This is a genomic window from Streptomyces sp. NPDC058955 (assembly GCF_042741435.1).
In the GTDB taxonomy this organism is placed as follows: Bacteria; Actinomycetota; Actinomycetes; order Streptomycetales; family Streptomycetaceae; genus Streptomyces.
In genome coordinates this window covers 32033-58574 of record NZ_JBHYKM010000006.1, presented here as the reverse complement: position 1 = coordinate 58574, position 26542 = coordinate 32033, and the positions used below count along the sequence as shown (strand labels likewise).

Sequence of the window (26542 nt, the reverse complement as noted above, 5' to 3'; positions counted from 1 at the left end):
CACAAAGGTGGCCGCCTACATCTAATCGCCGCGGGCGCCCCCGGTGCCCGTGGAAACCCTGGTCCTGGCCCCCCCGCCCCGGGGGGGGGGGGGGGGGCCCCGCCCCGCCCCCCCCCCCCCGCCGGCACATCCAGCAGCGGCACCCAGCACCAAGGAGCGACGATGCCGGCCCTCAGCACCGCCCCGCGCCCCACGGCGCCACCCCGCACCGCACCGCCGGCCAGGACGGCACCCCTCGCCACCGCCCTGCGGCGCAACCTCACCGCCCACGGCTTCCTCATCGGCGCCGTCCTCTGCTTCGCGGTCTTCTCCTGGTACCCGATGGTCAGGGAGTTCCTGCTCGCCTTCCAGAAGACCGAGAGCGGCCGCACCACCTGGGTCGGCCTCGACAACTTCCGCACCGTCGCCGACGACCCCGCCTTCTGGCAGGCGTGGAGCAACACCCTCCTCTACACCGCCCTCGCCCTGGTCCTCGGCTTCGCCGTCCCCTTCGTCGCCGCCCTCGTCATCAACGAGTTCCGCCACGGACAGGGCTACCTCCGGCTCCTCGTCTACCTCCCGGTGATGCTCCCGCCGGTCGCCGCCGTCCTCCTCTTCAAGTACCTCTACGACCCCGGCTACGGCCTCCTCAACGAACTCCTCGGCCTCCTGGGCCTGCCCGAACAGCAGTGGCTCCAGGACCCCGACATCTCGCTGCTCGCCGTCGTCATCGCCTCCACCTGGATGAACATGGGCGGCGCCACCCTGATCTACCTCGCCGCGCTCCAGTCCATCCCCGGCGAGCTCTACGAGGCCGCCGAACTCGACGGCGCCGGCCTGCTCCGCAAGATCTGGCACGTCACCGTCCCGCAGACCCGGCTCGTCCTCTCCCTGATGCTGCTCATGCAGGTCATCGCCACCATGCAGGTCTTCGTCGAACCGTTCCTGCTCACCGGCGGAGCCGGACCCGAAGGGTCCACCACCACCGTCGTGTACCTCATCTACCAGTACGCCTTCAACTTCAACGACTACGGCGCCGCGGCCGCCCTCGGCCTCATGCTGCTCGTGCTCCTCGCCGGCTTCTCGGCGGCGTACGTCAGGCTCAGCCGCGCCGAGGACGAGTAGGACCGGGGGAGACACACATGTCCGCACGCACGCTCATCTCGCCGGCCCGGCTCGCCCGGCCCCGCGGCAAGGCCGCCTACCGGATCGCCCTCGCCCTGGTCCTCGTCCTGTTCACCCTGGTCTTCCTCGGCCCCCTCTACTGGCTGGCGTCCACCGGCTTCAAGGACGCCCAGGAGGTCGTCCAGACCCCGCCCACCCTGATCCCCGGCACCTTCGAACCCGCCAACTACAGCCGGGCCTGGGAGGTCATGGACCTCGCCACCCTCCTCCTCAACACCCTCTACTACGCCTTCGGCGCCCTCGCCTTCCAGCTCGTCCTGGACGTCGCCGCCGCCTACTCGCTCTCCAAGCTGCGCCCCGTGCTCGGCAAGGCCGTCCTCGGCATGATGCTCGCCACCCTGATGATCCCGGCGACCGTCCTCGTCGTCCCCCAGTACCTCACCGTGCTCGACGTGCCGATCGTCGAACGCAACCTGCTCGACAGCCCGTGGGCGATCTGGCTGCCGTCCGTCACCAACGCCTTCAACATCTTCCTGCTGAAGCGCTTCTTCGACTCCATCCCCCAGGAACTGCTCTCCGCCGCCTCCCTGGACGGCGCCGGCCCCCTGCGGATCCTGTGGTCGATCGTCCTGCCGATCTCCCGGCCGATCCTCGCCGTGGTGTCGATCTTCGCGGTCGTCGGCGTCTGGAAGGACTTCCTCTGGCCGATGCTCACCCTCCCCGACCCGGCGAAGCAGACCCTCAACGTGGGCATCTACTCGCTCTCCAACGGGGTCCCGGTGAACGTGCTCATCGCCGCCCTCGCCATCGCCTCGCTGCCCACGCTCCTCGTCTTCCTGGTCTTCCAGCGGAACATCATGGGCGGCCTCACCGCCGGCGGCCTCAAGGGCTGACCCGCCCCGCCCGTCCGCTCACCCACCGCACCCCTCCCTGCCCGAAAGGACCGCCACGTGGCAGCCCCCACCCCGACCCGCACCGCCGACTGGTGGCGCGACGCCGTCATCTACCAGGTCTACCCGCGCAGCTTCGCCGACGGCGACGGGGACGGCACCGGTGACCTCGCGGGCGTCCGGGCGCGACTGCCCCACCTCGCCGCCCTCGGCGTCGACGCCGTCTGGTTCACCCCCTGGTACGCCTCCCCGATGGTCGACGGCGGCTACGACGTCGCCGACTACCGCGCCATCGACCCCGCCTTCGGCACCCTCGACGAGGCCGAGAAGCTCATCGCCGAGGCCGCCGCCCTCGGCCTCCGCGTCATCGTCGACATCGTCCCCAACCACGTCTCCGACCAGCACGCCTGGTTCCGCGAGGCCCTCGCCGCCGGACCCGGCAGCCCCGCGCGCGCCCGCTTCCACTTCCGGCCCGGCCGCGGCGAGCACGGCGAACTCCCGCCCAACGACTGGCCCTCCCAGTTCTCCGGCACCACCTGGACCCGGGTCCCCGACGGCGAGTGGTACCTGCACCTGTTCACCCCCGAACAGCCCGACCTCAACTGGGCCCACCCCGACGTCCGCCGCGAACACGAGGAGGTCCTCCGCTTCTGGTTCGAGCGCGGCGTCGCCGGCGTCCGCATCGACTCCGCCGCCCTCCTCACCAAGGACCCGGAGCTGCGGGACTTCACCGAGGGCGTCGACCCCCACCCGTACATCGACCTCGACGAGATCCACGACGTCTACCGCTCCTGGCGGGCGATAGCCGACGAGTACGGCGGCGTCTTCGTCGGCGAGGTCTGGCTCCCCGACGCCGAACGCTTCGCCCGCTACCTGCGCCCCGACGAGCTCCACACCGCCTTCAACTTCAACTTCCTCGCCTGCCCCTGGGAACCGGACCGGCTGCGCCGCACCATCGACGACACCCTCGCCGAACACGCCCCCGTGCACGCCCCCGCCACCTGGGTCCTCTGCAACCACGACGTCACCCGCACCGCCACCCGCTACGGCCGCGCCGACACCGCCTTCGACTTCGCCGCCAAGCGCTTCGGCACCCCCGCCGACCTGGAGCTCGGCACCCGCCGCGCCCGCGCCGCCGCCCTGCTCACCCTCGCCCTGCCCGGCTCCGTCTACCTCTACCAGGGCGAGGAACTGGGCCTCCCCGAGGCCGACATCCCGCTGGACCGCATCCAGGACCCCATGCACTTCCGCTCCGGCGGCACCGACCCCGGCCGCGACGGCTGCCGCGTCCCGCTCCCCTGGGAGGCCGAGGCGCCCTCGTACGGCTTCGGCGGTACGGACCCCTGGCTGCCGCAGCCCGCCGACTGGGCCCGGTACGCCGTCGACCGGCAGAGCGCCGACGCCGACTCCATGCTCACGCTCTACCGCACCGCGCTCGCCCTGCGCCGCTCCGAGCCCGGCTTCGGCGACGGCACGCTCGGCTGGCTGCCGGCCGCCGACGGCGTCCTCGCCTTCACCCGCGACCACGGCCTGACCTGCGTCGTCAACCTCTCCGCGGTGCCGGTGGACCTCCCGGCGCACACCTCGCTGCTTCTCACCAGCGGCCCGCTCGACCCCACCGGCGCGCTCCCCCCGGACACCGCCGCCTGGCTGCGCGCCTGAGCGGCCGCGCCGCCCGGGTCACCAGCCGAAGCGGCGGTCCACCACGGCGGCGAACTCCTCGAAGCTGAGGACGCGGTCGCCGTTCTGGTCGGCGGCGTCGAAGAGCGCGGCGGAGTCGTCGTCGCCGCCGACGCCCCAGACGGGGAGGACACCGCGGGCCGCCAGGGTGGGGCCCTTCTCGCGCAGGGCCCGGATGACCTCGGTCCGGGTCAGCGTGCCGTCGTGGTCGAGGTCGAGCGCGTCGAAGAGGATGCGGGCCTTGTCGCTCATGGCGTGTCCTTGGTCGGTCCGGGGCCGGGTACGTCCGGGCCGCGGACGGGGTTCGTACGGAGTTCGCACGGGGTTCGTACGGGAGAGGACGCGCCGGGCGACCGGCGGGTTGCCCGCCGATCGGGGCGGGGGCTCGCCGCGCCCGGCGGTACCTGTCTAGGCTCTGTCCATGGCGACCTCATCCGCTCCCGAGCTGCTGGTCCTGCACGCCGTACGGCTGCGGGGCATGACCACCGAGGCGGAGGCCGCGGCCCGCTTCGGCCTGGACGCGGAGGCCGTCGGCGAGCTGCTCCTCGACCTCCAGGCGTACGGCCGGGTGACCCGGAGCAGCTTCGCCGGCACGTCCGGCTGGAGCCTGACCGACGCGGGGCGGGCGGAGGGGGAGCGGCTGCTCGCCGAGGAGCTGGCCCGGTCGGGGCACCGGCCGTACGTGCGCGAGCGGTACGAGACCTTCCTCGCGTACAACGCGCGCTGCCTGACGGCCTGCACCGACTGGCAGCTGCGGCCCGACGGCGGCGGCCGGCTCGCGGTCAACACCCACGCCGACGCGGCCTGGGACGGCCGGATCCTCGACGAGCTGACCGTCCTCGGCGGCGTCATCGACACCCTCGCCGCCGAGCTCGGCTCCCGGCTCGACCGCTTCACCGGCTACGGGGACCGCTTCACCGCCGCCCTGGCCCGGGTCCGGCGCGGCGAGTTCTCCTGGGTGGACCGGCCGCGCGCCGACTCCTGCCACACCGTCTGGATGGAGCTCCACGAGGACCTCCTGGCGACCCTCGGCATCCGCCGGGGGGAGGAGCCCGCGCCGCCCGCCGTCGGCTGAGCCGTCCAGGCGGCGGCCAGCACGAAGGTGACGGTGATGAGGAGCGCCCAGGCGCCGAACTTGGTGACGGAGACGGGCTGCCAGCCGTCGAGCTGGTCGGGGTAGCTCCACGCGCCGACGTAGGTGGCGGCGTTCTCGGCGATCCAGAGGAAGAAGCCGATGAGGACGAAGGAGAGCGCGAGCGGCATCCGGAGGTCCTGCTCGCCGACGCGGAAGCGGACCCAGGTCCCGGCCGTGGCGAGCAGCAGCAGGGCGGCGAGCACCCAGCGGGCGTCGGGCAGCCAGTGGTGGCTGAAGAAGTTGAGGTAGACCGCGCCGGCGAGGACCGCCATGATCCGGGGCCGGTAGCCGGTCAGGCGCAGGTCGAAGAGGCGCCAGGCCCGGCAGACGTAGCTGCCGACGGCCGCGTACAGGAAGCCGCCGTAGAGGGGGACGCCGCCGACCTTGGTGACCGCGTCCTCCGGGTAGCTCCAGGAGCCCATGCGGACCTTGACCAGCTCGAAGAGCAGGCCGATGAGGTGGCAGACGGCGATGACCGCGACGTCCCGCCCGCTGTCCCAGCCGAGCCGCCAGGCCAGCACGGTGAGCACGATCCCGTAGCCGAGGAGCAGGTCGTAGCGGGCGACGGGCAGCTCGGGCAGGAGCGTCGAGACGGCGATGCCGCCGACGAGCGCGACGGCGAAGGCGCAGCAGCGCGCCTCCGTGAGCGCGAAGCGCAGGAGCTGGCGGAGGCCGTGCGTGATCCGGTCCATGCGGGTGGGGACGCGTCCGCCCGTGTGTGCGGTTTCCGGATCGCGGGACCGGTCAGTGGTGTCCGTGGTGGTGGGCGCAGCGCGGGGCAGTGAGCAGCCGGCGGACCATGTCGCCGGCGGTGGCGGCGTCGCGGGCCTCGGCGGGGAAGAGGAGGCGGAGGTCGCAGTGGCCCTCGCCGTACTCGCAGCGCAGCGAGACGGCGTGGCGGTCCATGGCGAGCGGGAGGGTGCGGACGACGCCGTGCGGGAGGCGGGAGCCGGCCAGGACGACCAGGTCGGAGACGAGGTCGGGGTGGGCGTCGGCGAGGTGGGTGAGGAGCGCGGCCTCTTCGAGGGCGAGCGGGTCGGGGGCGGCGAGGGCGTACGCGGTGGGGTCGACCTCCTCGGTCCCGGTGCCGGTGCGGAGGGTGACGCGGGCCAGGTCGAGGCGGAGCGAGCCGAGGTCGCCGGGGGTGGCGGGGGCGAGCCGGCCGGTGAGGGTGACGCGGGCGCGGACCCGGTCGCGGAGGGCGGTCGGGGCGATGTCGGTGAGGTCGACGCGGACGTCGAGCACGCGGAGCGGGGCGCGGTCGAGGTGGTCGGTGAGCGGGGTGTCGGCGGGCGGGTGGAGGGTGATCCGGCCGCGGGCGCCGACGGTGTGGGCGCCGAGCAGGTCGTAGCTCTGCCCGTCGAGGGTGAGGGAGAGGGAGATGGCCCGGGCCAGGACGGAGCGGACCTGTTCCGCGGCGGTCTGCTGGGGCAGGACGGGGGAGGGGGCGACGCTCACGGTGACTCTCCTCGGTCGGATCTCTCGGGGCAGTGGAATTTAGGTGAGGCTAACCTAACCATCTCTGGGTCGGGGCTGTCCAGAACCCCCGCGAGCAGCGGGAATTCCGTTGTTGTCGGTGGCCCCCGCTACTGTCGGAGCACTGATCGACGAGCACATGCGGGAGGGGCCGTGCGCCGCTGGGAGCACGCCGGGGACGGCGCGGGGAAGTTCTGGGAAGCCGGTGCGGAGGGCACCTCGGTGACCGTCCGGTTCGGCCGGATCGGCACGGCGGGCCAGACCCGCGTCAAGGAGCTCGGCACCGTGGAGGCGGCCGAGGCGTACCTGCTCAAGACCATCGGCGAGAAGGAGCGCAAGGGGTACGTCGCCACCGGCGACGGCACCGCCGTGACGCCGCCCGCGCCCGCCGCGCCGCCCGCGCCCTCCGCCTCCGCCGCCGAGGTCCCCGCGGCGCCGGCGCCCGACGGCCCCGCCGTCCGGCCCGACGAGACCGCCTTCGTGATGCCCGACGCCTGGAAGCGGCACCTCCGGCCGCGCCGCGGCGGCACCCCCGTCCCGGTCCCGGCGCCGGACGCGAAGGCGCCGGCCCGGCTCGCCGAGTGGCGCTCCGGGCAGCGCGCCGAGGTCGACCGCGCGCTCGACGCCGGCCGGAGCGACGCCGGACTCGTCGCCGCCGCCCGCGCCCACGACGCCGGCAGCCCCGACCCCGTCGGCGCCGCCGTCCTCGCCTCCTTCCTGCCGTACGGCGCCGACCGGCGCACCGTCGCCGACGCCTGGACCCTCACCCACGGGCTGCCGTTCGCCGCCGTCGCCGCCGTCGAGCACCTCGAATGCCGCCGCATCTGGGTCCAGGGCTCACGCAGCAGCGTGGTCGGCGGCATCGAGGCCGCCGCCGAGGACGAGGCGCAGTGGCAGCAGGGCGACGCCCACGTCGTCCTCGAACGGGTCCGCGCCCTCCTCGCCGTCGCCGACGACGAGACCTACGCGGCCGCCGTCGCCGCCCTCGCCCGGCACCGGACCAGCCCCCGCCGCCGCGTCTCCGTCTCCTATCTGGTGCCCACCGAGCGCGCCTGGACCGACGAGTGCGTCGCCGACCCCGCGCTCCGCGAGCACGTCCAGATGCCGGTGCGGGACATGCTCGTCTGCTCCCTGACCGCCGATCAGACCGCCCCCTACGCGGGCCGCGCCGACCTCGGCTGGCGCGGCTGGGGCCCGGCCACCGTCGCCACCGTCGCCGACGGCGTCGGCACCGCCGTGGCCCCCTTCCTCATCGCCGAGACGCACCGCCAGTACCTCGGCACCGACGACCTCAAAGCACTCGCCGCCGCCCTCGCGGAGCTCCCCTCCGACGAGGCGTTCCAGGGCCTCCTCGACCGCGTCGGCGACAAGCATGTCCGCCCCGAACTGGTCGCCGCCGCCCGCCGCTTCCCCGTCCGCGCCCTCCGCCTCCTGGCCCTCGCCGCCCGGGAGACCACCGCCGACAGCGCCCTGGTCCGCCGGATGCTCACCGGACACGTCGCCACCCACCGGGCGCTCACCCTCGACGTCCTGCCCGAACTCCCCGCCGAGGCCGCCGAGATCGTCGAACCGCTCACCCGCGAGCAGGACACCACCGAGGACGCCGCCCCCGCCGACCTGCCCGCGCTCCTCACCAGCCCGCCGTGGACCGTGCGGCGCCCGGCCGCCAAGCCCCGGGTCGTCACCGGCATCGCCGCCCCCGACGGCACCCGGGTCGTCTGGCGCAACGAGGAGCGGCGGGCCTGGGCCACCACCGAGTCCTGGGTGACAGGCTGGCAGCCGTACGAACCCATGGACGTCCTCGTCGACAAGCTCCTCCGCGGCGACCTGCACAACTGGCACACCGTCGGCGTCCTCGTCAACGGCCCCGCCGACCGCGTCCGCCCCTTCCTCGCCGACTGGGACGGCATGGACTACTGCTACGACGGCGCGGAGGTCTTCAAGCCGCTCGTCGCCGCCCACGAGGAAGCCGCCCTGCCGCCCCTGCTGCGCATGGCCCCGCACCACCCCACCGCCATCGCCGAGGTGATGCTGCCCTACCTCGACGTCCGGGTCGCCCGGCTGATGGCGAACTGGCTGCACCGCCTCAAGACCGCGGGCCGCACCGCCCGCACCTGGCTGCACCGCCACGGCACCGACGCGGCCCGGCTCCTCGTCCCGGACGCCGTCGGCGCCGTCGGCCCCGAGCGGACCGCCGCCGAGGGCGCCCTGCGGGCGATCGTCGCCGCCCACGGCCCGGACGGCGTCCGCACCGCCGCCAAGGAGTACGGCGAGGAGGCCGTCGAGGCCGTCGAAGCCCTCCTCGCCACCGACCCGCTGGTGACCGCGCTGCCCGCCCGGATGCCCCAGACGCCCGGCTGGGTCGAGCCCCGCGTGCCGCCCCGGATCCGGCTGCGGACCGGCGCCACCCTGCCCGTCTCCGCCGTCGCCCACCTGATCACCATGGTCTCCGTCTCCAAGCCGGGCGCCCCCTACCCCGGCCTCGCCGAGGTCCGCGAGCTGTGCACGCCCGCGTCGCTCGCCGCGTTCGCCTGGGGCCTCTTCGAGGAGTGGCGGGTCGTCGGCATGCCGCCGAAGGAGGCGTGGACCCTGCACGCCCTCGGCTGGTTCGGCGACGACGACACCGTCCAGGCCCTCACCCCGGTCATCCGCGCCTGGCCCGGCGAGGGCGCCCACCACCGGGCCGTCGAGGGGCTCGACGTGCTCGCCGCCATCGGCACCGACAGCGCCCTGCTCCACCTCCACGGCATCTCCCAGCGCGTCAAGTTCAAGGCGCTCAAGCAGCGCGCCCAGGAGAAGATCGCCGAGGTCGCCGACGAGCTCGGCCTCACCGCAGAACAGCTCGCCGACCGGCTCGTGCCCGACCTCGGCCTCGACGCCGACGGCAGCACCGTCGTCGACTACGGCACCCGCCGCTTCACCGTCGGCTTCGACGAGGCCCTCAAGCCCTTCGTCCGCGACGCCGAGGGCCGCCGCCTCAAGGACCTCCCCAAGCCCGGCGCCCGCGACGAGACCGAGCGGGCCACCGCCGAGCGCAAGCGGTTCCTCGCCCTCAAGAAGGACGTCCGCACCATCGCCGCCGACCAGGTCCGCCGCCTGGAGGCCGCCATGGTCGCCGGCCGCTCCTGGACCGGCGCCGAGTTCCGGCAGCTCTTCGTCGAGCACCCCCTCGTCTGGCACCTCTCCCGCCGGCTCGTCTGGAGCGCCGAGCAGGACGGCACCACCACCGCGTTCCGCATCGCCGAGGACCGCACCTACGCCGACGCCGACGACGAACTGCTCACCGTCGCCGACGACGCCACCATCACCCTCCCGCACCCCCTCCACCTCACCGACTCCCTCGGCACCTGGGCCGAACTCCTCGCCGACTACGAGATCGTCCAGCCCTTCCCGCAGCTCGGCCGGCAGCTCCACACCCCCACCGAGGAGGACTCCGCGAGCGCCCGCCTCACCCGCTTCGAGGGCGTCACCGTCCCCGTCGGCCGCCTCCTCGGCCTCCAGAAGCGCGGCTGGGAGCGCGGCACCCCGCAGGACGCCGGCGTCGAGCGCTGGTTCTCCCGCCGCCTCGCCCCCGAGCGCCACCTCGTCATCCAGCTCGAACCCGGCATCGCCGTCGGCATGCTCGACGAGTTCCCCGACCAGACCCTCGACACCGTCTGGCTCGACACCCAGCCCGGCGACCACTGGGGGAGCCGCGCCTACCCGCTGCGCCTCGCCGACCTCGACCCGGTGACCGTCTCCGAACTCCTCGCCGACCTCACGGAGCTGACCTCGTGACCACCACCGACCCCACCGGCTCCGCGCCCGACGCGCTCCAGCGGCCGCCCGCCGAGGTCCGGTACGCCGAGGAGCTCGCCGCCCTGCGCGCGGCCGACACCGACCCGCGCCCGCCCGGCTGGCAGCTCAGCCTGCGGGCCGCCCGGCGGTTCGTCGTCGGCGACGAGGAGCACGGCATCAGCCGCAAGTTCGTCGGCGACACCGCCCTCGTCGAGCGGGCCCTGGTCGCCCTCGCCACCAACCGCGGCCTGATGCTCGTCGGCGAACCCGGCACCGCCAAGTCCCTCCTCTCCGAGCTGATCGCGGCCGCCGTCGCCGGCGACTCCACCCTCGTCGTCCAGGGCGGCGCCGCCACCACCGAGGACCACATCAAGTACTCCTGGAACTACGCCCTCCTCGTCTCCGAGGGCCCCTCCGAACGGGCCCTCGTGCCCGCCCCCATGCTCCAGGGCATGGCCGAGGGGAGGCTCGTCCGCTTCGAGGAGATCACCCGCTGCCCCCTGGAGGTCCAGGACTCCCTCCTCTCGCTCCTCTCCGAACGGGTCCTCGCCGTCCCCGAACTCGACGGCCCCGCCGGCATGGTCTTCGCCCGCCAGGGCTTCAACGTCATCGCCACCGCCAACACCCGGGACCGGGGCGTCAACGAGATGAGCGCCGCCCTCAAACGGCGCTTCACCTTCGAGACCGTCTTCCCCATCCCCGACCTCGACACCGAACTCGCCCTCGTCGAGGCCGAGGCCGGCGCCCTGCTGCGCCGCTCCGGCGTCCCCGTCGCCCCCGACCGGGACGTCCTCACCGTCCTCGTCACCACCTTCCGCGAACTCCGCGTCGGCACCACCCGCGACGGCGCCCCCGCCGACCGGCTCTCGGCGGTCATGAGCACCGCCGAGGCCGTCTCCGTCGCCCACGCCGTCGGCGTCCGCGGCTGGTTCCTGCGCGGCGGCCCCGGCGACGCCGCCGACCTCGTCACCTGCCTCGCCGGCACCGCCGCCAAGGACAGCCCCGAGGACCTGGCCCGCCTCCGCCGCTACCTCGAACAGCGCGTCGCCGGCCGCGCCAACCGGTACGCGGACGCCGAGGTCCGCTACGCCGAGGCCACCGCCCGGCTCCGCCACCGCTTCGCCGTCGACTCGACCGACGCCCTCTGGGACCGCATGATCGAGGCCGACCCCGACGCCCCGGACCTGGCGGAACGCCTGGACACCTACTTCGACGCCGTCCGCGGCGACACCGAGGCCGACCCCTCGGACCGGGCCCGCGAGACGTACATGGCCCGCTGGATCCGCGCCGCCCGCGCCGCCGCCGGCGACCGCCCGGTCCTCGTCGTCACCGGCGGCTTCCACCGGCCCGCTCTCCGCGCGCTGGCGGAGGCCGACGCCGGCGGCGCGGCCGAGTGGCCGGAGGTGCCCGCGCCGCCCGGGACCGCGCTCAGCGGCAGCTTCCTCGTCCCGTACTCCTTCCGGCAGCTCGACTCCTTCGCCGGCTACGAGTCCGGGATGCCGTCCCCCGCCTACCACCAGTGGCTGTGGGAGGACGGCCCCGAAGCCGCCGGCCGGCGGCTCGTCCGCACCGTCGCCGACCGGCTCCGCGACCGCGGCCACCCCGTCTCCACCGCCTCCCTCGTCGCCGCCCGGGCCTCCGCCGCCGCGCTCGCCGCCCTGCGCGGCCACCCCCTGCCCGGCCGCCTCGACCTCCTCGACGCCCTCGCGGGCGCCCTCGTCACCGAAGCCCTCGACGAACCCCTGCCGTGGACCCGGCGCGGCCCGCTGACCCCCGGCACCCACCCGGCGGTCGTGGAGATGGTCGCCGCCTGCGCCGGCGACCGCGTCGGCCGGCTCCACCCCGACACCCCCGCCCCGCCCCTCGTCCACGACGTGGCCGCCCGGCTCACCGCCCTCGGCCTCGACGGCACCGCCCCCGTGACGCTCCGGCTCACCGACCCGGCCGGTCTCGACCGCAGCCGCGTCCTCCACCGGCTCCGCGTCCTCGGCATCCCCGGGTACGAGCGGACGGCCGGCCCGGCCGACGGCACCGACCCGGTCGCCGAGGAGCGGTGGGAGCCCCGCCCGGCGGCCGGCCGCGACGCGGCCCTGGTCGAGGCCGGCGCGTACGGCGCCCGCCTCGACGACGCCGCCCTGGTCGCCCTCGACGACCGCGCCCGCGCCGCCGCCGACGACTGCGCCGCCCTCGCCGGCGTCCTCTTCGACACCGTCGTCTGCGGCGCCACCGACCTCGCCGGACCCCTCGTCGGCCGCCTCCGCGCGGGGCTCGCCGCCGCCACCGCGCCCGGCCCGCTGGGCGCCGCCCTCGCCACCGCCCTCGGCCTGTGGCGGCACGACCGCGTCTACGGCGTCGCCCGCGACCCCCTGCTCGCCGCCGCCGTCGACACGGCCGTCACCCGCGTGCTCTGGCTCGTCGAGGGCACGGTGCCCGGCGGCGCGACCGGCCCCGACCGGGCCCGGCTGCGCGCCCTCGTCGCCGTCCGCGACGCCCTCCTGCACGCCGAACCGCTCCTCACCGTCCCCCGGGACGCCGCCGCCGACGTCTTCCGCCGCGTCGCCGCGGACCCCGCCGCCCCGCCCGACCTCCGCGGCGCCGCCCACGGCCTGGTCCGCGTCCTCGCCCGCACCCCGGAGTCCGGCGTCGCCGAGGCCGTCCGGGCCGCCGCCGCGCCCGCCGTGCTCGGCGACTGGCTGGCGGGGCTCTTCGCGGTCGCCCGCGAGGAGGTGGCCGCCGAGACGGCCGACGGCGACCCCGGCAGCCTCGTCGGCGTCCTCGACGACCTGGTCGTCGCCATGTCCGACACCGACTTCCTCGTCGCCCTGCCCGCCCTCCGCGAGGCCTTCGCCTGGTTCCCGCCCACCGAGCGCGAACGGATCGCCGCCCGCCTCATCGAACGGCGCGGGGTACGCGGCTCCGCCCGCGCCCTGCTGCGCACCCCCGCGGACCCGCTCGCCCTCGCCCGGGCCCGCGCACTGGAGGACCACGTGTCACGCACCCTCGACGACCTCGGCCTCGGGGACGCCCGGTGACCGCCCCGCACACCCCCGGCCCCGGACCCGGCCCCGGACCCGACGCCGGACTCGAACGGTGGCGGCTCGTCCTCGGCGCCCCCGCCGAACGCTGGACCGGCCCCCTCGGCCCCGAGGCCGCCGCCCGCGACGCCGCGCTCGACTGGCTCTACGGCCGCGACCCCGAGCAGGCCCGCCGCGGCGTGCGCGCCACCGGCCGCGAGGGCGGCGACGGCCCCTCGGCCGTCACCCCCGTCGACTGGCTCGACGACGTGCACCGGCTGTTCCCCCGCGAGACGATCGAACGGCTCGAACGGGACGCGGTCGAGCGGTTCGAGATCCACGAGATCGTCACCGACCCCGCCGTCCTGGAGCGCATCGAACCCGACCAGACCCTGCTCCGCGCCGTCCTGCGCACCAAGCACCTGATGAACCCCGAGGTGCTGCGGCTGGCCCGCCGCATCGTCGAGACCGTCGTCCGCCGGCTGATGGAACGCCTCCGGCCCGAGGTGCGCCGCGCCCTCCACGGCACCCGCTCCCGCCGCCCCAGCAGGCTGCCGCTCTCCCGCGACTTCGACTTCCGCGGCACCGTCCGCGCCAACCTCGCCCACTACCGGCCCGAGGAGCGCCGCCTCCTCATCGAGCGGCCCCGGTTCCACTCCCGGACCCGCCGGCACGTCGAGCGCTGGCAGCTGATCCTCCTGGTCGACCAGTCCGGCTCCATGGTCGACTCGGTCATCCACTCCGCCGTGACGGCCGCCAGCCTGTGGGGCCTGCCGGGGCTGACCACCCATCTGATCGCCTTCGACACCTCCGTGGTGGACCTGACCGGCGACGTCGCCGACCCCGTCGAACTGCTCATGCGGGTCCAGCTCGGCGGCGGCACCGACATCGCCCGCGCCGTCGCCTACGCCACCGGCCTGGTGGACAACCCGCGCCGGGCGATCGTCGTCGTCATCAGCGACTTCTACGAGGGCGGCGACCGCCACCGGCTGGTGCGGGGCGTCCGGGCCCTCGTGGAGCAGGGCACCGTCGTCCTCGGCCTCGCCGCCCTCGACGAGGAGGCCCGGCCGGCCTACGACCGGGAGACCGGGCAGCTCCTCGCGGACGCGGGCGCCCACGTCGGCGCCATGACCCCCGGCCGGCTCGCCGAGTTCGTCGCCGAGAGGCTGGGCCGATGACCAGGACCGACCTCCTCGCCCTGGACGCCGAGACGCTCGCCGCCCTCACCAACCGGGGCCTCGTGAAGCGCGCCGCGCGGGAACTGGCCGCGGGCTCGGGCGCGACGGTGACGGCGGCGCCCGACGCCACGCTCACCGGGCGCTTCCCCGACGGCACCACCGTCACCCTCGCCCCCGGCGCCGGACTCGACCGCGGCACCTGCAGCTGCGCCGCGCCCGGCGTCTGCCGCCACCTCATCGGCCTGGTCCTCGCCCACCAGCGCGCCGCCGAGCACCCGGACGCCCCGGCGGCACCGGAACCGGCACCCGAGACACCCGAGGCACCCGACGCCACCGCGCCCGACCGGCGCCCCTGGTCGCCCGGCGACACCGGGGACGAGGAGCTGGTGGCCGCCGTGGGGGCGCGGGCGGTGGCCGCCGCCCGGCGGACCCTGGCCCGCGGCTACACCGCGCGGCTCACCCACCCGACCCCCGACGCGCCCGCCGCCCGGGCCGAACTGCCCACCTGCACCGTCCGTTTCCCGGTGCGGGACGCGGTGGCGCACGCGGTCACGGACGCGGCCGACGCCGTGCGGGGCGAGGCCGTCGCGCTCGCCGTCTGGGCGTTCCGCGCGGCCGTAGAAGCGGATCCCGCGCGCCCGCCCGCCCGGATCGACGTCGGCGGGTCCGCGTCCGGCCGGAAGGGGACCGCCGCGCTCGACCGGTCCGGGCCGCTCCTCGCGGACCTGCTGCTCGACGGCGCCGCCCACACCGGGCCCGTCCTCCCCGGCACCCTCGGCCGGGTCCGGGACGAGCTCGCCGCCGGCGCGCTGCACTGGCCGGCAGGCGTCCTCACCGACGTCCTCGACCAGCTCGGCGAGTACGAGGGGAGGGGCGCCCGCTTCCGGGCCGAGGAACTGGCCGCGCTGCTCGGCGAGGCCGACGCCCGGGCCCGGGGCCGGTCCGGCGCCTTCCTCGGCAGCGGCGAGCGCGGCGACACCCCGCTCCGCCGGGTGCGGCTCACCGCCCTCGGCTGCCGGATATCGGGAACCCCCGCCGACCGCACGGCCGAGGTCTACCTCGCGCACGGCGGCGCGGGCATCGCCCTGGTCCTGCGCCGCCGTTGGGCGGTCCCGGAGGACACGGAGCCGACCGGGGCGGTCCTGGCCCGGCGCCGGATCGCCGGCAGCACCCTGGGCGCGCTCGCCGCCGGGAACGTGGTGAGCGAGGTCGCCTCCCGCACCCCCGGGCGGGCCGTGACGCTCGGCACCTCCCGGGTGGCCGCCACCGGGGTCACCCCGGTCGGGAACGCCTGGGCCGAGCTGCCCGAACCGCTGCTCGTCCGGGACTTCTCCGCGCACGCGCGGACCCTGCGCCGGCGCCCGCCGCGCTTCGCCCGCCCCCGGGTCGAGGCGGAGTCCGTGCACGTGCTGGCCGTCGAGGCGGTGGAGGAGCTGGGCTACGACCCGGCACGGCAGGAGCTGCGGGCCACCGTCCGGGACGCCGCCGGCGCCACGGCGCGGCTGGTCGCCCCGTACAACCCCCACGGCCCCGGCGGGCTCGACGCGCTGGCCGACGCCCTGCGCGACGGCGAGCCCGCCGCGCCCCGGCTGGTCAGCGGTTTCGTCCGGGTCACCGCCGACGGCCTGGTGGTGGAGCCGCTCGGCGTGCTGACCGGCACCGGCACCGTCGTCCCCGATCTGGCCCCGGCGCCCCGGAAGCCCACGGCACAGCTGCCGCACACGGTCCCGCCCGCCCCCGACGACCCCGTCGCGCTCGCCCTGCACGGCGCCCTCTCGGCCCTCGCCACCGTCACGGTGCACGGCCTGCGCCGGCTGCCCGCCGGGGCCAGGACCGCGCTCTCCGACGCGGCCGACGCCCTCGCCCGGCGCGGCCTCGCCACCACGGCGGAGCGGCTCCGGCGGGTGCCTGCGGCACTCGCGGAGGAAGGGCCGGAGGCCGCGGTACGACCCTGGCTCGACGCCCAGCTGCGCCTGCTCACCGCCGTCGAGCTGCACGCCCGCGGCGACTGAGCCCGCGACGGCCGCCCGGGCCCCGCCAACCGGTCCGGGCCCGGGGCCTGTTGGTCCGCCGACTTCGACTCCGCTTGTGATACTGCCTTACCAGGACATGAGAAGTTTGTCCCGTTTGGCGGGGAAAGGGGTCGCAGATGGCGCAGGACGGACGAGGGCCGGACGACCGGCGGGACGGCGGCGGGCCGGGCGGCCCCAAGGGTGCGCGCCGGTGGGGCGGCCTGCCGGTGACGGCCGACCTGCCCGATCGGGCCGGCCGCCACCCCGCCCGTACCGACATGGTCGTCTTCGGCGTCACCGCCGTCCTCACGCTCGCCTTCGTCGTCTGGGGCGCGACGGCGACGGACAGCCTGGAGTCGGTCTCCAGCAGCCTGCTCGACGGGCTGATCCGGGACGGCGGCTGGGCGTTCATGCTCGCCGCCTCCGGCTTCGTCGTCTTCGCGCTGTGGCTGGCGATCAGCCGGTACGGCCGGATCACCCTCGGCCAGGAGGACGAGGGCCCGGAGTTCCGCACGGTCTCGTGGATCGCGATGATGTTCAGCGCCGGCATGGGCATCGGCCTCATGTTCTACGGCGTCAGCGAGCCGCTCGCCCACTACGGCACCCCGCCGCCCGGCACCTCCCCGGCCGACTCGGCCGAGCGGATGCAGACGGCGATGGCCACCACGCTCTTCCACTGGACGCTCCACCCGTGGGCGATCTACGCCGTCGTCGGTCTGGCCATCGCGTACTCGACCTTCCGCCGCCGGCGCCGGCAGACCATCAGCGCCGTCTTCGTCCCGCTGATGGGCGAGCGCCGGGCCTTCGGCGGGCCCGGCCGGGTCATCGACATCCTCGCCATCTTCGCCACGCTCTTCGGCTCCGCGGCCTCGCTGGGCCTCGGCGCGCTCCAGATCGGCAGCGGCGTGGAGGAGCTGGGCTGGCTGGAGAAGACCGGCACCGGCCTGCTCGTCGGCATCATCGCGGTGCTCACCGTGGCCTTCGTGCTGTCCGCCGTCTCCGGCGTGGAGAAGGGCATCCAGTGGCTCTCCAACATCAACATGGTGCTGGCGCTGCTCCTGGCCGTCTTCGTCTTCGTCGCCGGGCCGACCATCATCGTCCTCGACCTGCTGCCGACCTCGATCGCCGCCTACATCGGCGACCTGCCCCAGCTGGCCGGCCGCACCGAGGCGACCAGCGGCGAGAACATCCACGACTGGCTGGGCAGCTGGACCGTCTTCTACTGGGCGTGGTGGATCTCCTGGACGCCCTTCGTCGGCATGTTCATCGCCCGGATCAGCCGGGGCCGTACGATCCGCCAGTTCATCGGCGGCGTCATCCTGGTGCCGAGCACCGTCAGCCTGGTGTGGTTCGCGATCTTCGGCGGCACCGCGATGCGGCTGAGCGAGGAGGGCCGGCTGACGGGCGAGAGCACACCGGAGGGCCGGCTCTTCGGGCTGCTCCAGGAGTTCCCGATGACGGGGGTGATGAGCCTGCTCGTGATGGTCCTCGTCGGCATCTTCTTCGTCTCCGGCGCGGACGCCGCCTCCATCGTCATGGGCACCCTGTCGCAGCGCGGCGCGATGGAGCCGACCCGCCCGGTGGTGGTCTTCTGGGGCGTGGTCACCGGCGCCGTCGCCGCGATCATGCTGCTCATCGGCGACGGCCAGGGCGACGCCCTGGCGGGCCTGCAGAACCTGACGATCCTGGTCGCCGCCCCGTTCGTGCTGGTCATGGTCGGCATGTGCGTGGCGCTCATGCGGGACCTGCGGGAGGACCCGCTGATCGTGCGCGGCCGGGTCGGCAAGGAGATCGTCGAGGTCGCGGTGATCGCCGGGCACGAGAAGTACGACGGCGACTTCGAGCTGCGGATCGGCCCGGGCACCACCGACGGCTCCCCGGACGGCCCGCAGGCCCCCGCCGGGAGGCCGGGCCCGCGCTGACCCGGCGTCACCCGTGGCCGCGTCCCGGGCCGGGGCGGGATCAGGGGCCGATGGAGCGCCAGATGCGGTCCGGGAGGATGCGGGCGGCCTCTTCGAGGTCGACGTCCCCCAGGGTGAGCCAGCGGCGGGCCATGCCGATCACCGGGCCGAGGACCAGGGACTCGATGACCGGGGTGGGGAGGTCGGCGATCGCGCCGGCCTTCCGGTGGCCGTCGAGCCACAGCTCGATCGGGGTGAGCCGGGCCTCCTGGTTGTCGCGGATCTCGCTGGCGCGGGCCGCGCCCTCCTGGTCCGCGAAGGGGGAGTGGAGCAGCTTGGACGCGGCCGGCTGGGTGCGCACGAAGTCGAGGTAGGCGCGCACGACCGCCTCGATGCCGGAGCGGGCGTCCTGATGGGAGATCAGGGCGGTGCCCAGTTCGCCGAGGAGGCGGCCGAGCCAGCGCAGGGCGAGGGCGCTGATCACCCCGTGGAGGTTGCCGAAGTGGTGGTAGACGCTGCCGGTGCTGACCCCGCTCACCCGGGTCAGCGCGGAGACGGTGAGGCCGGCCTCACCCTCGCGCGCGTACAGGTCGAGCGCGGCGTCGAGGACGCGCTCGACGGTGACTTCTCCGCGCTGCTGCTTCCGGCTCATCGAGCGGGGTGCCCCTTACCTCGTCTGCCAACCCTGGCCTGGTTCTTCCGTACCTGGTCAGCATAGGAGGCGCCGGGGCCGGCGGACCCCGCACCGCGTCGCGGCGGGGGGCCGGCGGGGGCTCAGGCCAGCGCCAGGAAGAGCTTCTCCAGCTCCGCCTCCGTCATCGGCGGGGCGTCCGCCGCGTCACCGGACAGGCACTGCCGCATCCCGCTCGCCACGATCTTGAACCCGGCCCGGTCCAGGGCCCGGGAGACGGCGGCCAGCTGGGTCACCACCTCCTTGCAGTCGCGGCCCGACTCGACCATCGCGATCACCCCGGCCAGCTGCCCCTGGGCGCGCCGCAGGCGGTTCAGCACGGGTGCCATCGCCTCGTCGTCGACCTGCACGGCGGTCCTCCTTCTCGTCGTCCCCGACTGTCCAGGATACCCCGTGGGGTATCAAAACGCCCTGTGTGGGTGTGGACCGGTCACTGCTGGGCGAGGACGAGGACGCCCATCGCCATGACGAACCAGCCGAACGCCTTGCGGAGCGCCGCCTGGGGGACCCGGCCGGCGAGGCGCGCCCCGGCCAGGCTGCCGAGCACGGCCGTGCCGGTGACGGTGAGGGCGAGGCCCCAGTCGAGGGAGACGCTCGCGAGGTGCCCGGCGAGGCCGGCGAACGCGTTCATCGCGATGACCAGGAGCGAGGTGCCCACGGCGACGCCCATCGGCAGCCCGCCGAGCAGGCTGAGGGCCGGGACGACGAGGAAGCCGCCGCCGGCGCCGACGAAGCCGGTCACACCGCCCACGGCCGGCCCCACGACCGCCAGGCGCGCCGGCGGCGGATCCCCGCGCCGGACCTCCGGCCGCCGCGGGCCGCGCGAGGGGCGCAGCATGGCGACGGCCGTGACGAGCATCATCAGCGCGAAGGCGACCAGGAGGACGGCGCCGGGGACGTACGCGGCGGCCCGGCCTCCGCCGTACGCGCCGGCCATGCTGAGGGCGCCGACGAGCAGGCCGGTCCGCCAGCGGACGCGTCCGGCCCGCGCGTGCGCGACCAGGGCGGCGAGGCTGGTGACGCCGACGACGAAGAGCGAGGTGGCGATCGCCTCCTTGGCGTCCTGTCCGGCGAGGTGGACCAGGACCGGGACGGTGAGGAGGGAGCCGCCGCCCCCGAGGACGCCGAGGCTGACGCCGACGAGCAGGGAGGCGGCGACGACGAGGACGGTCACCGGGAGCTCCGGAGCTCCGCGATCACGGTGTCCAGGTCGGTCCGGGGGCCGCGGTTGTACGGCAGCCGGGAGAGCAGGACGCCCATGGCGCAGGAGTTGCTGAGGGCGGCGTACGTCAGACCGGCGCCGAGGGCGGTGCCGATGAGGTGCACGCCGGGCACGACGAGCCCGGCGAGACCGGTCACCAGGACGACGGAGCCGGCGACGAGCCGGACCTGGCGCTCCATCTCCCACCGCTCGGGACCGCGCTCGACGGGCGCGCCGGTCGCCTCCCAGGCCACGATCCCGCCGTCCAGGACCCGCGGCTGCGGCAGGCCCGCCTCGACGAGCGCCCGCTCGGCCTCCCGCGCCCGCTGTCCGGAGCGGCACACCAGGACCACCTCGCCGCCGAGGTGGTCGAGGAGCGCGGAGCGGTGCTCGCGCAGGGTGGACAGCGGCACGTTCACGGAGCCGGGGAGGTGGGCGGTGCGGAACTCGCCGGGCGTGCGGACGTCGACGAGGCGCGGGGCGCGGCCCTCCTGGACGAGGCGGTGCAGGACGGCGGGGGAGAGGGAGGGGGCGGTGGCGCTCATGGGTGGCTCCGTTCGTGAGGGGTGTGCGAAAGGGGGAGGTGGTCAGTCCTGCCGAGGCGCCGTCAGGGCCCAGGCCGCGTGGCCGCCGAGGAGGTCGGAGACGTCCGCGAAGCCGCGCCGGCGCAGCAGGCTGGCGGCGATCGAGGAGCGGTGGCCGCCGGCGCAGTGCACGACGAGGGGCCGGTCGGCGGGGAGTTCGCCGGTGCGGTGGGGGAGTTCGGCGAGCGGGATGTGCGCGGCCGCGTCGAGGAAGCCGTCGGCCTCCCGTTCGCCCTCGCTCCGGACGTCCACGACGAGCGGCGGCCGCGGCCCGGCGAGGGCGGTCCGCAGGTGGGCGGCGGTGATCCGGCTCGCCGGGGCGACCTCGGCGGCCAGCGCCTCCAGGGCCGCCTCCGGCTCCGGGAGGTAGCCCTCGGCGCGGTCGAAGCCGACGCGGGCGAGCCGGGTGACGACCTCCTCCTCGCGGCCCTCGGGGGCGAGGACGACGAGCCGGTCGCCGGGGTCGAGGACGGTCCCCGCCTGCTCGGCGAACCGGCCGTCGGCCGGGACGTTCACCGCGCCGCGCAGGTGCCCGGCCGCGAACTCCTGCGGATCGCGCGCGTCGACCACGACCGCCCCGGCGTCCCGCAGCGCGGTGAACTCGGCGAGTTCCAGCGGGCGGGCGGCGGTGGCGGAGTCGTACAGCCCGCGGTCCCGGCGGTTGAGCGCTGCGTCGTAGGCGAAGTAGCCGGGGGCGGCGGACTGGCCGGCGGTGACCAGGGCCGTGAACTCCTCCCGGCTCATGGGCGCGCAGGCGTAGTTGGTGGCCCGCTGCTCCCCGATCGTGGAGGACTTCTCCGCCGACAGGTGCTTGCCGCAGGCCGAGCCGGCGCCGTGGGCGGGGAAGACGCGGACCGCGTCGGGCAGGCCCATCAGCTTGCGCTGGACGCTGTCGTGGAGCATGCCGCCCAGTTCCTCGGCGCCGACGCCGACCGAGGCGAGCAGGTCGGGCCGGCCGACGTCCCCGATGAAGAGGGCGTCGCCGGTGAGGACCCCGTACGCCACCTCGTCCCCGGCGTGCTCGTACACCAGGACGCTGATCGACTCGGGGGTGTGGCCCGGGGTCGCCATGACCTCCAGGACGACGTCGCCGAGGGCGATCCGCTCGCCGTCGCCGAGCGCGCGGATCGGGTACTCGGTCTCCGCGCCCCGGCCGTAGCCGATCCAGGCGCCGGTGCGGTCGGCCAGCTCCAGGTGGCCGGCGACGAAGTCGGCGTGGAAGTGGGTGTTGATGACGCCGACCACGGTGAGGCCGTGCGCGGCGGCGTCCGCGAGGTACTCGGAGACGTCCCGGCGCGGGTCCACGACCACGGCCTGCCCCGTCCCCTCGTCGGCGATCAGGTACGAGGCGTGGGACAGGCAGTCGAGGTAGTACTGGGTGAAGATCACGGCGGAGCCTCCCGGAGACGTCTGAATACCCCCCTGGGTATCAACGGGTCCGACCGTACGAGGTCCCGCCGCGCCCGGTCAAATACCCCCCTGGGTATTGCACGTCACAGCCGTCGGGCCTGGGGGGTGCATACAGGTGGGGGTATTCCGACCTGCGGCGGGCTGTAGAAAGGGGCACCGCCGGTCCCTTGGCGATGCCCCCTTCCGCTTCCCCCTCCGCCGGGCGTCGTGCCCCGCGGGTGCCGGTCAAGGCTCGTGGCCGTGCGCGGCGACCGCGAACGTCTGGGAGATCAGCACCTGCTCCGCCCGCTGCTGGAGCCGGTCCGCCAGCCCGCGCAGCCGCGCCCCCTCGGAGGCGGGGATCGACAGCGCCACCGCCGCGGTCTCCGCGCCGACGGTGATCGGCACCGCCGCGCAGGCCGTCCCGAGCGCGTACTCCTGGTGCTCCAGGACCGGCAGCCGCCGCGGCAGCGCGGCGAGCCGCCGCTCGAAGTCGCGCCGCATCCGGACCGTGTGCGGGGTGAGCGCCGCGACCGGGTGGCGGCTCAGATGGTCGCCGCGCTGCTCCGGCTCCAGCTGGAGCAGCAGGCTCTGGCCCGCGGCGTGGGCGTGCGCCGTCGCCCGGAACTCGGCCCACTCCTCGACCGGGGGCCGCGCCGGGTTGTCCGACACGGCCCCGAGCTCGACCTCGCCGTCCCGGTACTGGACGAAGTAGACGGCCGCGTCCAGGTCGAGGCTGAGGGTGTCCACCCACGCCTGGATCCCGAGCGCCGGCTCGTGGTGCGGGGCGCCCGTGTCCCGGCGCAGCGGCGAGACGAGCGTGTAGACGCCGTTGTCGTTGCGGACCAGGCCCTCGTGGACCAGCGTCCGCAGCAGGTGGTACGCCGTCGGCAGCGGCAGCACCGCCTCGCGGGCCAGCTGCTTGGCGCTGCCCGTGCCACCGCGCCGCTCCAGCTCGTCCAGCAGCCGTACGGCCCGGCGTACCGACTGGATCAGGGTCGGTGCCGTGCCGCTTCCCCCCTCGCGATATGGCATGCGTGTCCTTTCACAACGCGCGGAGCACTGTGCTCCGGGTCCATGATCGGACAGTGAACCCCGAAACACGTACCGTCAGGTAACCCGGGGTGTCGGAACCGGTCGCGCCGCCTCCGCGTGGTGCACTGCGGAAACGATCACCTCCGAAAGGACGTTCGTGAACTCCCAGCACACCGGCGCCTCCCGCCGGACCGCCCTCGCCCTCGGCGCGGGCACCGCCCTCACCGCCGCCCTCGGACTCGCCGACGCCGGCTCCGCCCACGCCTTGTCCCGACCGGCCGGCCGGCCCGAGGAGCCCGTCGTCGCCCGCCTGCGCGCCCTGGAGGAGCGGTACGACGCCCGCCTCGGCGTCCACGCCCACGACGTGCGCACCGGCCGCACCATCGCCCACCGGGACCGCGAGCGCTTCCCGATGTGCTCGGTCTTCAAGACCCTCGCCGCCGCCGCCGTCCTGCGCGACCTCGACCACGACGGCAGCTTCCTGGCCCGCCGCCTCACCTACACGGCCGACTACGTCAAGCGCTCGGGCTGGTCACCGGTGACCGAGAAGGACGAGAACCTGGCCCGGGGCATGACGGTCGCCGAACTCTGCGACGCCACCATCCGGTTCAGCGACAACACCGCGGCCAACCTGCTGCTGCGCGAGCTGGGCGGCCCCACGGCCGTCACCCGCTTCGCCCGCTCGATCGGGGACCCGGTCACCCGGCTCGACCGCTGGGAGCCCGAGCTGAACTCCGCCGAGCCCTGGCGGATCACCGACACCACCACCCCGCGCGCGATCGCCAGGACCTACGGCCGGCTGGTCCTCGGCCGGGTCCTGGAACCGGCCGACCGCGCCCTGCTCACCGACTGGCTGCTCCGCAACACGACCAGCCTCAACCGCTTCCGCAAGGGCCTGCCGGCGGACTGGACCGTCGCCGACAAGACCGGCGGCGGCGACTACGGCGGCAACAACGACGTCGCCGTCACCTGGCCGCCGGACGGCGGCCCGATCCTCCTCTCCGTCCTCACCACCCGGTTCGAGCCGGACGCCAAGGGCGTGGACGAACTGGTCGCCGCCGCCGCGACGATCGTCGCGGAGGAACTCCGCTAGCGGGCGGCGGATCAGACCTCGGTGGCCATGTCGTACGTGATCCACATCGTGCGCGTGGCCACCTGGTCGTACTTGGAGCGGGCGCGGTGGTTGTCGTCGGCCGTGATCCAGCGGACGACGCTCCAGCCGCGCTCCGCGCCGATCCCGCGCAGCGCGGCCAGCAGCAGGTCCGCCGCGCCGGTGCCGCGGCTCGCCGGGTCGACGAACAGGTCGTCGAGCCAGCCGCCGACGGTCGCGGAGAGCGGCCGGGCGAACGGCCGGAAGTGCGCGAGCCCGACGAGCCGCCCGTCGGCGCCCTCCGCCACCAGCCCCTCCACCTCGTGCGCCGGGTCGTGGAGCCAGGACCAGACGAGCCGCGCGGCCTCCTCGGTCTGCTCGACCCGGTAGAACTCGGCGTAGCCCCGGTACAGGGCGCGCCACTGGTCGAAGTCCTCCTCCCGGACCGGACGGACCCGGACGGCGGGGGCGGCGGGGGTGGTGTCGGCGGCGGTGTCGGCGACGGACATGAACGTTCACTCTCCTCACGCACCGCGCCCTGCGGTGCGTGACCAGTGGATCATGTCGCCGTCCCGGCGCTTCGGCGAGGAGGGCGCGGGTGCGAGCGGCGGCGCGTGCTCGCCGAGCGCCCGGTCCCCCGCGCGGGCGGGGCGCGCGGGGGCGCGGGCGGAGTGCGGGGGGACCGGCCGGGGCACGCTCCCGGTGCCGGCGGGAGCGGAGTCCGCCCCGGCCGGGCCCGCACACGGCGCAGTATCCGAGGAACCGAGGTGAGGAACCGCATTGGCGACCGACCGTCACGGCACCACCCTGCACGCCTGCACACCCGAGGGGGCGGGCCATCTGGACCGGGCCGTCGAGGCCCTGCTCTTCTTCCGGCCCGAGGTCACCCGAGCCGTCGAGGACGCGCTCGCGGCGAGTCCCGAGTCGCCCGACGCCCAGGCGTTCGCGGTCTACCTGGGCGTGCTGGGCACCGAGCACACCGCCGCCGCCGAGGCCCGCACGCGCTTCGGGCGCTATCTCGCCGGCCGCGACACGAGCGCCCTGCCCGCGCGCGAGCGGCTCCACCTGGCGGCCGCCGGGGCCTGTCTCGCGGGCGACCTGCACGGGGCGGGCGACCTCCTGGAGGAGCTGTCCCTCGCGTACCCGAGGGACGTGCTCGCCCTCTTCGCCGGGCACCAGCTGGACTTCCTCACCGGGGACGCCGTCCGGCTGCGGGACCGGATCGGCGGGGCCCTGTCGGCGTGGGGGAGGGCGGACGAGCCCTGGGGGCCGCTGCTCGGCATGTACGCCTTCGGACTGGAGGAGTCCGGGCACTACCGGCGCGCGGAGGAGACCGGGCTCGCGGCGGTCGAGCGGCATCCGAGGGACGTGTGGGCCGTGCACGCCGTCACCCACACCTACGAGATGCAGGGCCGGATCGCCGAGGGCGTCGCCTTCCTCGACGCGCGCGCGGACGACTGGACGCGCGGCAACTACCTGACCGTGCACAACTGGTGGCACTACGCCCTGTACTGCCTGGAGGCGGGCGCCGAGGAGACCGCGCTGCGCGTCTACGACGCGGCCGTCCACCACACCGAGTCGGCGGGTCTCGCCATGGAACTGCTGGACGCCGCCGCGCTGTTGTGGCGGCTGCGGCTCGCGGGACGGGAGGAGCCGGAGCGCTGGGCGCGGCTCGCCGACGCCTGGGCCGCGCGGGCCGATCCGCCGTTCTACGCCTTCAACGACGCCCACGCGGTGATGGCCTACGTGGGGGCGGGCCGGATCGCGGAGGCGGAGGCGCTGGTGGCCGACCGCCGGCGGTGGCTGGCCGAGGGCGGCGAGGACCGGCGGACCCTCGCCAACCACGCCATGACGGCCGAGATCGGACTCCCCGTCTGCGAGGCGCTGTTGGCGCAGGGGAGGGGTGACCACGCGGCCGTGGTGGAGCTGCTGTGGCCGGTGCGGCGCCGGATCCAGGTCTTCGGGGGCAGTCACGCCCAGCGCGACGCGGTCCAGCGGACGCTGCTGGAGTCGGCGCTCGCCGCCGGGGACCACGACCGGGCGCGGCTGCTGCTGAGCGAGCGGGACGGGCTGCGTCCGGACAGCCCCTACAACTGGCTGGGCCGGGCCCGGCTGGCCGACGCGATCGGCGACGCGGCGCTGGCGGCGGTGGCGCGGGAGCGGGCGGCGGGTGCGGCGAAGGGGCTGCGGCCGACGGCGCCCGGGCTCGGAGCCGTACCGAACCCGCCGCGCTGACCTGCCGGTTCGGCCCCGGATGAGGGGGCCCGGGGGGGGGGCGGGCCCCCCCCCCCCGCGCCGCCGGCCCCCGCCCCGCGCCCCGGCCCCCCCCCCCCCCCCGGGCGGGGCGGGACGATAGGACAAAGTCACAAAAGAAGAGCCGACCCG

General features: G+C 75.5%; 18 protein-coding genes and 4 pseudogenes. 12 read left to right on the top strand and 10 right to left on the bottom strand.

From position 1 onward, the window contains the following. Nucleotides 1-162: 162 nt before the first annotated feature. The 3 genes from ACFW1I_RS04530 to ACFW1I_RS04520 are packed head-to-tail and all read left to right on the top strand — an operon-like array spanning nt 163 to nt 3656. A complete protein-coding gene (locus ACFW1I_RS04530) occupies nt 163-1104 on the top strand; it encodes a carbohydrate ABC transporter permease (protein WP_384665981.1) in 942 nt (313 codons plus the stop codon). A 17-nt stretch (nt 1105-1121) separates the two neighbouring features. Next, a complete protein-coding gene (locus ACFW1I_RS04525) occupies nt 1122-1997 on the top strand; it encodes a carbohydrate ABC transporter permease (RefSeq protein WP_384665979.1) in 876 nt (291 codons plus the stop codon). A gap of 57 nt (nt 1998-2054) precedes the next feature. Beyond that, on the top strand, nt 2055-3656 hold the full coding sequence (locus tag ACFW1I_RS04520) for a glycoside hydrolase family 13 protein (protein ID WP_384665977.1): 1602 nt from the start codon (nt 2055-2057) through the stop codon (nt 3654-3656). 18 nt (nt 3657-3674) lie between these two features. Here the strand turns inward: ACFW1I_RS04520 and ACFW1I_RS04515 are convergent, their stop codons facing one another. Continuing rightward, nucleotides 3675-3926 (bottom strand): EF-hand domain-containing protein, encoded by a 252-nt coding sequence (locus ACFW1I_RS04515; protein ID WP_384665975.1) that lies wholly within the window; start codon nt 3924-3926, stop codon nt 3675-3677. Between the two features lie 169 nt (nt 3927-4095). Here ACFW1I_RS04515 and ACFW1I_RS04510 point away from each other — a divergent pair, with 169 nt between their 5' ends. Beyond that, nucleotides 4096-4749 (top strand): transcriptional regulator, encoded by a 654-nt coding sequence (locus ACFW1I_RS04510; RefSeq protein ID WP_384665973.1) that lies wholly within the window; start codon nt 4096-4098, stop codon nt 4747-4749. An 8-nt stretch (nt 4750-4757) separates the two neighbouring features. Here the strand turns inward: ACFW1I_RS04510 and ACFW1I_RS04505 are convergent. Together ACFW1I_RS04505 and ACFW1I_RS04500 are read right to left on the bottom strand one after the other, a co-directional pair. Then, nucleotides 4758-5501 (bottom strand): annotated as a pseudogene (locus tag ACFW1I_RS04505) (DUF817 domain-containing protein); the annotation flags it as partial. Nucleotides 5502-5553: 52 nt separating this feature from the next. Next, complete coding sequence (locus tag ACFW1I_RS04500; protein ID WP_384665971.1) at nt 5554-6267, bottom strand: DUF2470 domain-containing protein; 714 nt, start codon at nt 6265-6267, stop codon at nt 5554-5556. Between the two features lie 171 nt (nt 6268-6438). Between ACFW1I_RS04500 and ACFW1I_RS04495 the strand changes: the two genes are divergently transcribed. From ACFW1I_RS04495 to ACFW1I_RS04470, 6 genes and pseudogenes are all read left to right on the top strand, one after another. Next, nucleotides 6439-10062, top strand: coding sequence for a DUF4132 domain-containing protein (locus tag ACFW1I_RS04495; protein WP_384665969.1), 3624 nt, complete (start codon nt 6439-6441; stop codon nt 10060-10062). Further along, nucleotides 10059-11117: pseudogene (locus tag ACFW1I_RS04490) on the top strand (AAA family ATPase); the annotation flags it as partial. The gene ACFW1I_RS04495 and the pseudogene ACFW1I_RS04490, both read left to right, overlap by 4 nt. Before the next feature lie 63 nt (nt 11118-11180). Further along, nucleotides 11181-13094, top strand: a pseudogene (locus ACFW1I_RS04485) (DUF5682 family protein); the annotation flags it as partial. After that, nucleotides 13091-14254 (top strand): VWA domain-containing protein, encoded by a 1164-nt coding sequence (locus ACFW1I_RS04480; RefSeq protein ID WP_384665967.1) that lies wholly within the window; start codon nt 13091-13093, stop codon nt 14252-14254. The pseudogene ACFW1I_RS04485 and the gene ACFW1I_RS04480, both read left to right, overlap by 4 nt. Continuing rightward, nucleotides 14251-16266 (top strand): hypothetical protein, encoded by a 2016-nt coding sequence (locus tag ACFW1I_RS04475; protein WP_384665965.1) that lies wholly within the window; start codon nt 14251-14253, stop codon nt 16264-16266. Before ACFW1I_RS04480 ends, ACFW1I_RS04475 begins: the two co-directional genes overlap by 4 nt. A 137-nt stretch (nt 16267-16403) precedes the next feature. Beyond that, nucleotides 16404-18188, top strand: a complete 1785-nt coding sequence (locus tag ACFW1I_RS04470) for a BCCT family transporter (RefSeq protein ID WP_384665963.1) — start codon at nt 16404-16406, stop codon at nt 18186-18188. A 40-nt stretch (nt 18189-18228) separates the two neighbouring features. Here the strand turns inward: ACFW1I_RS04470 and ACFW1I_RS04465 are convergent, their stop codons facing one another. From ACFW1I_RS04465 to ACFW1I_RS04440, 6 genes and pseudogenes are all read right to left on the bottom strand, one after another. Continuing rightward, entirely contained in the window at nt 18229-18819 is a 591-nt protein-coding gene (locus tag ACFW1I_RS04465; protein WP_384665961.1) for a TetR/AcrR family transcriptional regulator, read from the bottom strand. A gap of 122 nt (nt 18820-18941) precedes the next feature. Next, a complete protein-coding gene (locus ACFW1I_RS04460; RefSeq protein ID WP_384666129.1) occupies nt 18942-19187 on the bottom strand; it encodes a metal-sensitive transcriptional regulator in 246 nt (81 codons plus the stop codon). 104 nt (nt 19188-19291) lie between these two features. Then, nucleotides 19292-20032: pseudogene (locus tag ACFW1I_RS04455) on the bottom strand (sulfite exporter TauE/SafE family protein); the annotation flags it as partial. Next, a complete protein-coding gene (locus ACFW1I_RS04450; protein WP_384665960.1) occupies nt 20029-20604 on the bottom strand; it encodes a rhodanese-like domain-containing protein in 576 nt (191 codons plus the stop codon). The pseudogene ACFW1I_RS04455 and the gene ACFW1I_RS04450, both read right to left, overlap by 4 nt. A 42-nt stretch (nt 20605-20646) precedes the next feature. Continuing rightward, entirely contained in the window at nt 20647-22032 is a 1386-nt protein-coding gene (locus ACFW1I_RS04445) for a rhodanese-like domain-containing protein (RefSeq protein ID WP_384665958.1), read from the bottom strand. Nucleotides 22033-22278: 246 nt separating this feature from the next. Next, entirely contained in the window at nt 22279-23067 is a 789-nt protein-coding gene (locus ACFW1I_RS04440; RefSeq protein ID WP_384665956.1) for an IclR family transcriptional regulator, read from the bottom strand. Between the two features lie 157 nt (nt 23068-23224). On the opposite strand from ACFW1I_RS04440, the gene bla reads away from it, so the two are divergent. Continuing rightward, a complete protein-coding gene (gene bla / locus ACFW1I_RS04435) occupies nt 23225-24160 on the top strand; it encodes a class A beta-lactamase (RefSeq protein ID WP_384665954.1) in 936 nt (311 codons plus the stop codon). A gap of 11 nt (nt 24161-24171) precedes the next feature. Here the strand turns inward: bla and ACFW1I_RS04430 are convergent, their stop codons facing one another. After that, the gene (locus ACFW1I_RS04430) at nt 24172-24666 is read right to left on the bottom strand and encodes a GNAT family N-acetyltransferase (RefSeq protein WP_384665952.1); all 495 of its coding nucleotides are present in this window, start codon (nt 24664-24666) and stop codon (nt 24172-24174) included. A 271-nt stretch (nt 24667-24937) separates the two neighbouring features. Between ACFW1I_RS04430 and ACFW1I_RS04425 the strand changes: the two genes are divergently transcribed. Beyond that, nucleotides 24938-26392, top strand: coding sequence for a tetratricopeptide repeat protein (locus ACFW1I_RS04425; protein ID WP_384665950.1), 1455 nt, complete (start codon nt 24938-24940; stop codon nt 26390-26392). The last annotated feature ends 150 nt before the right edge of the window (nt 26393-26542 follow it).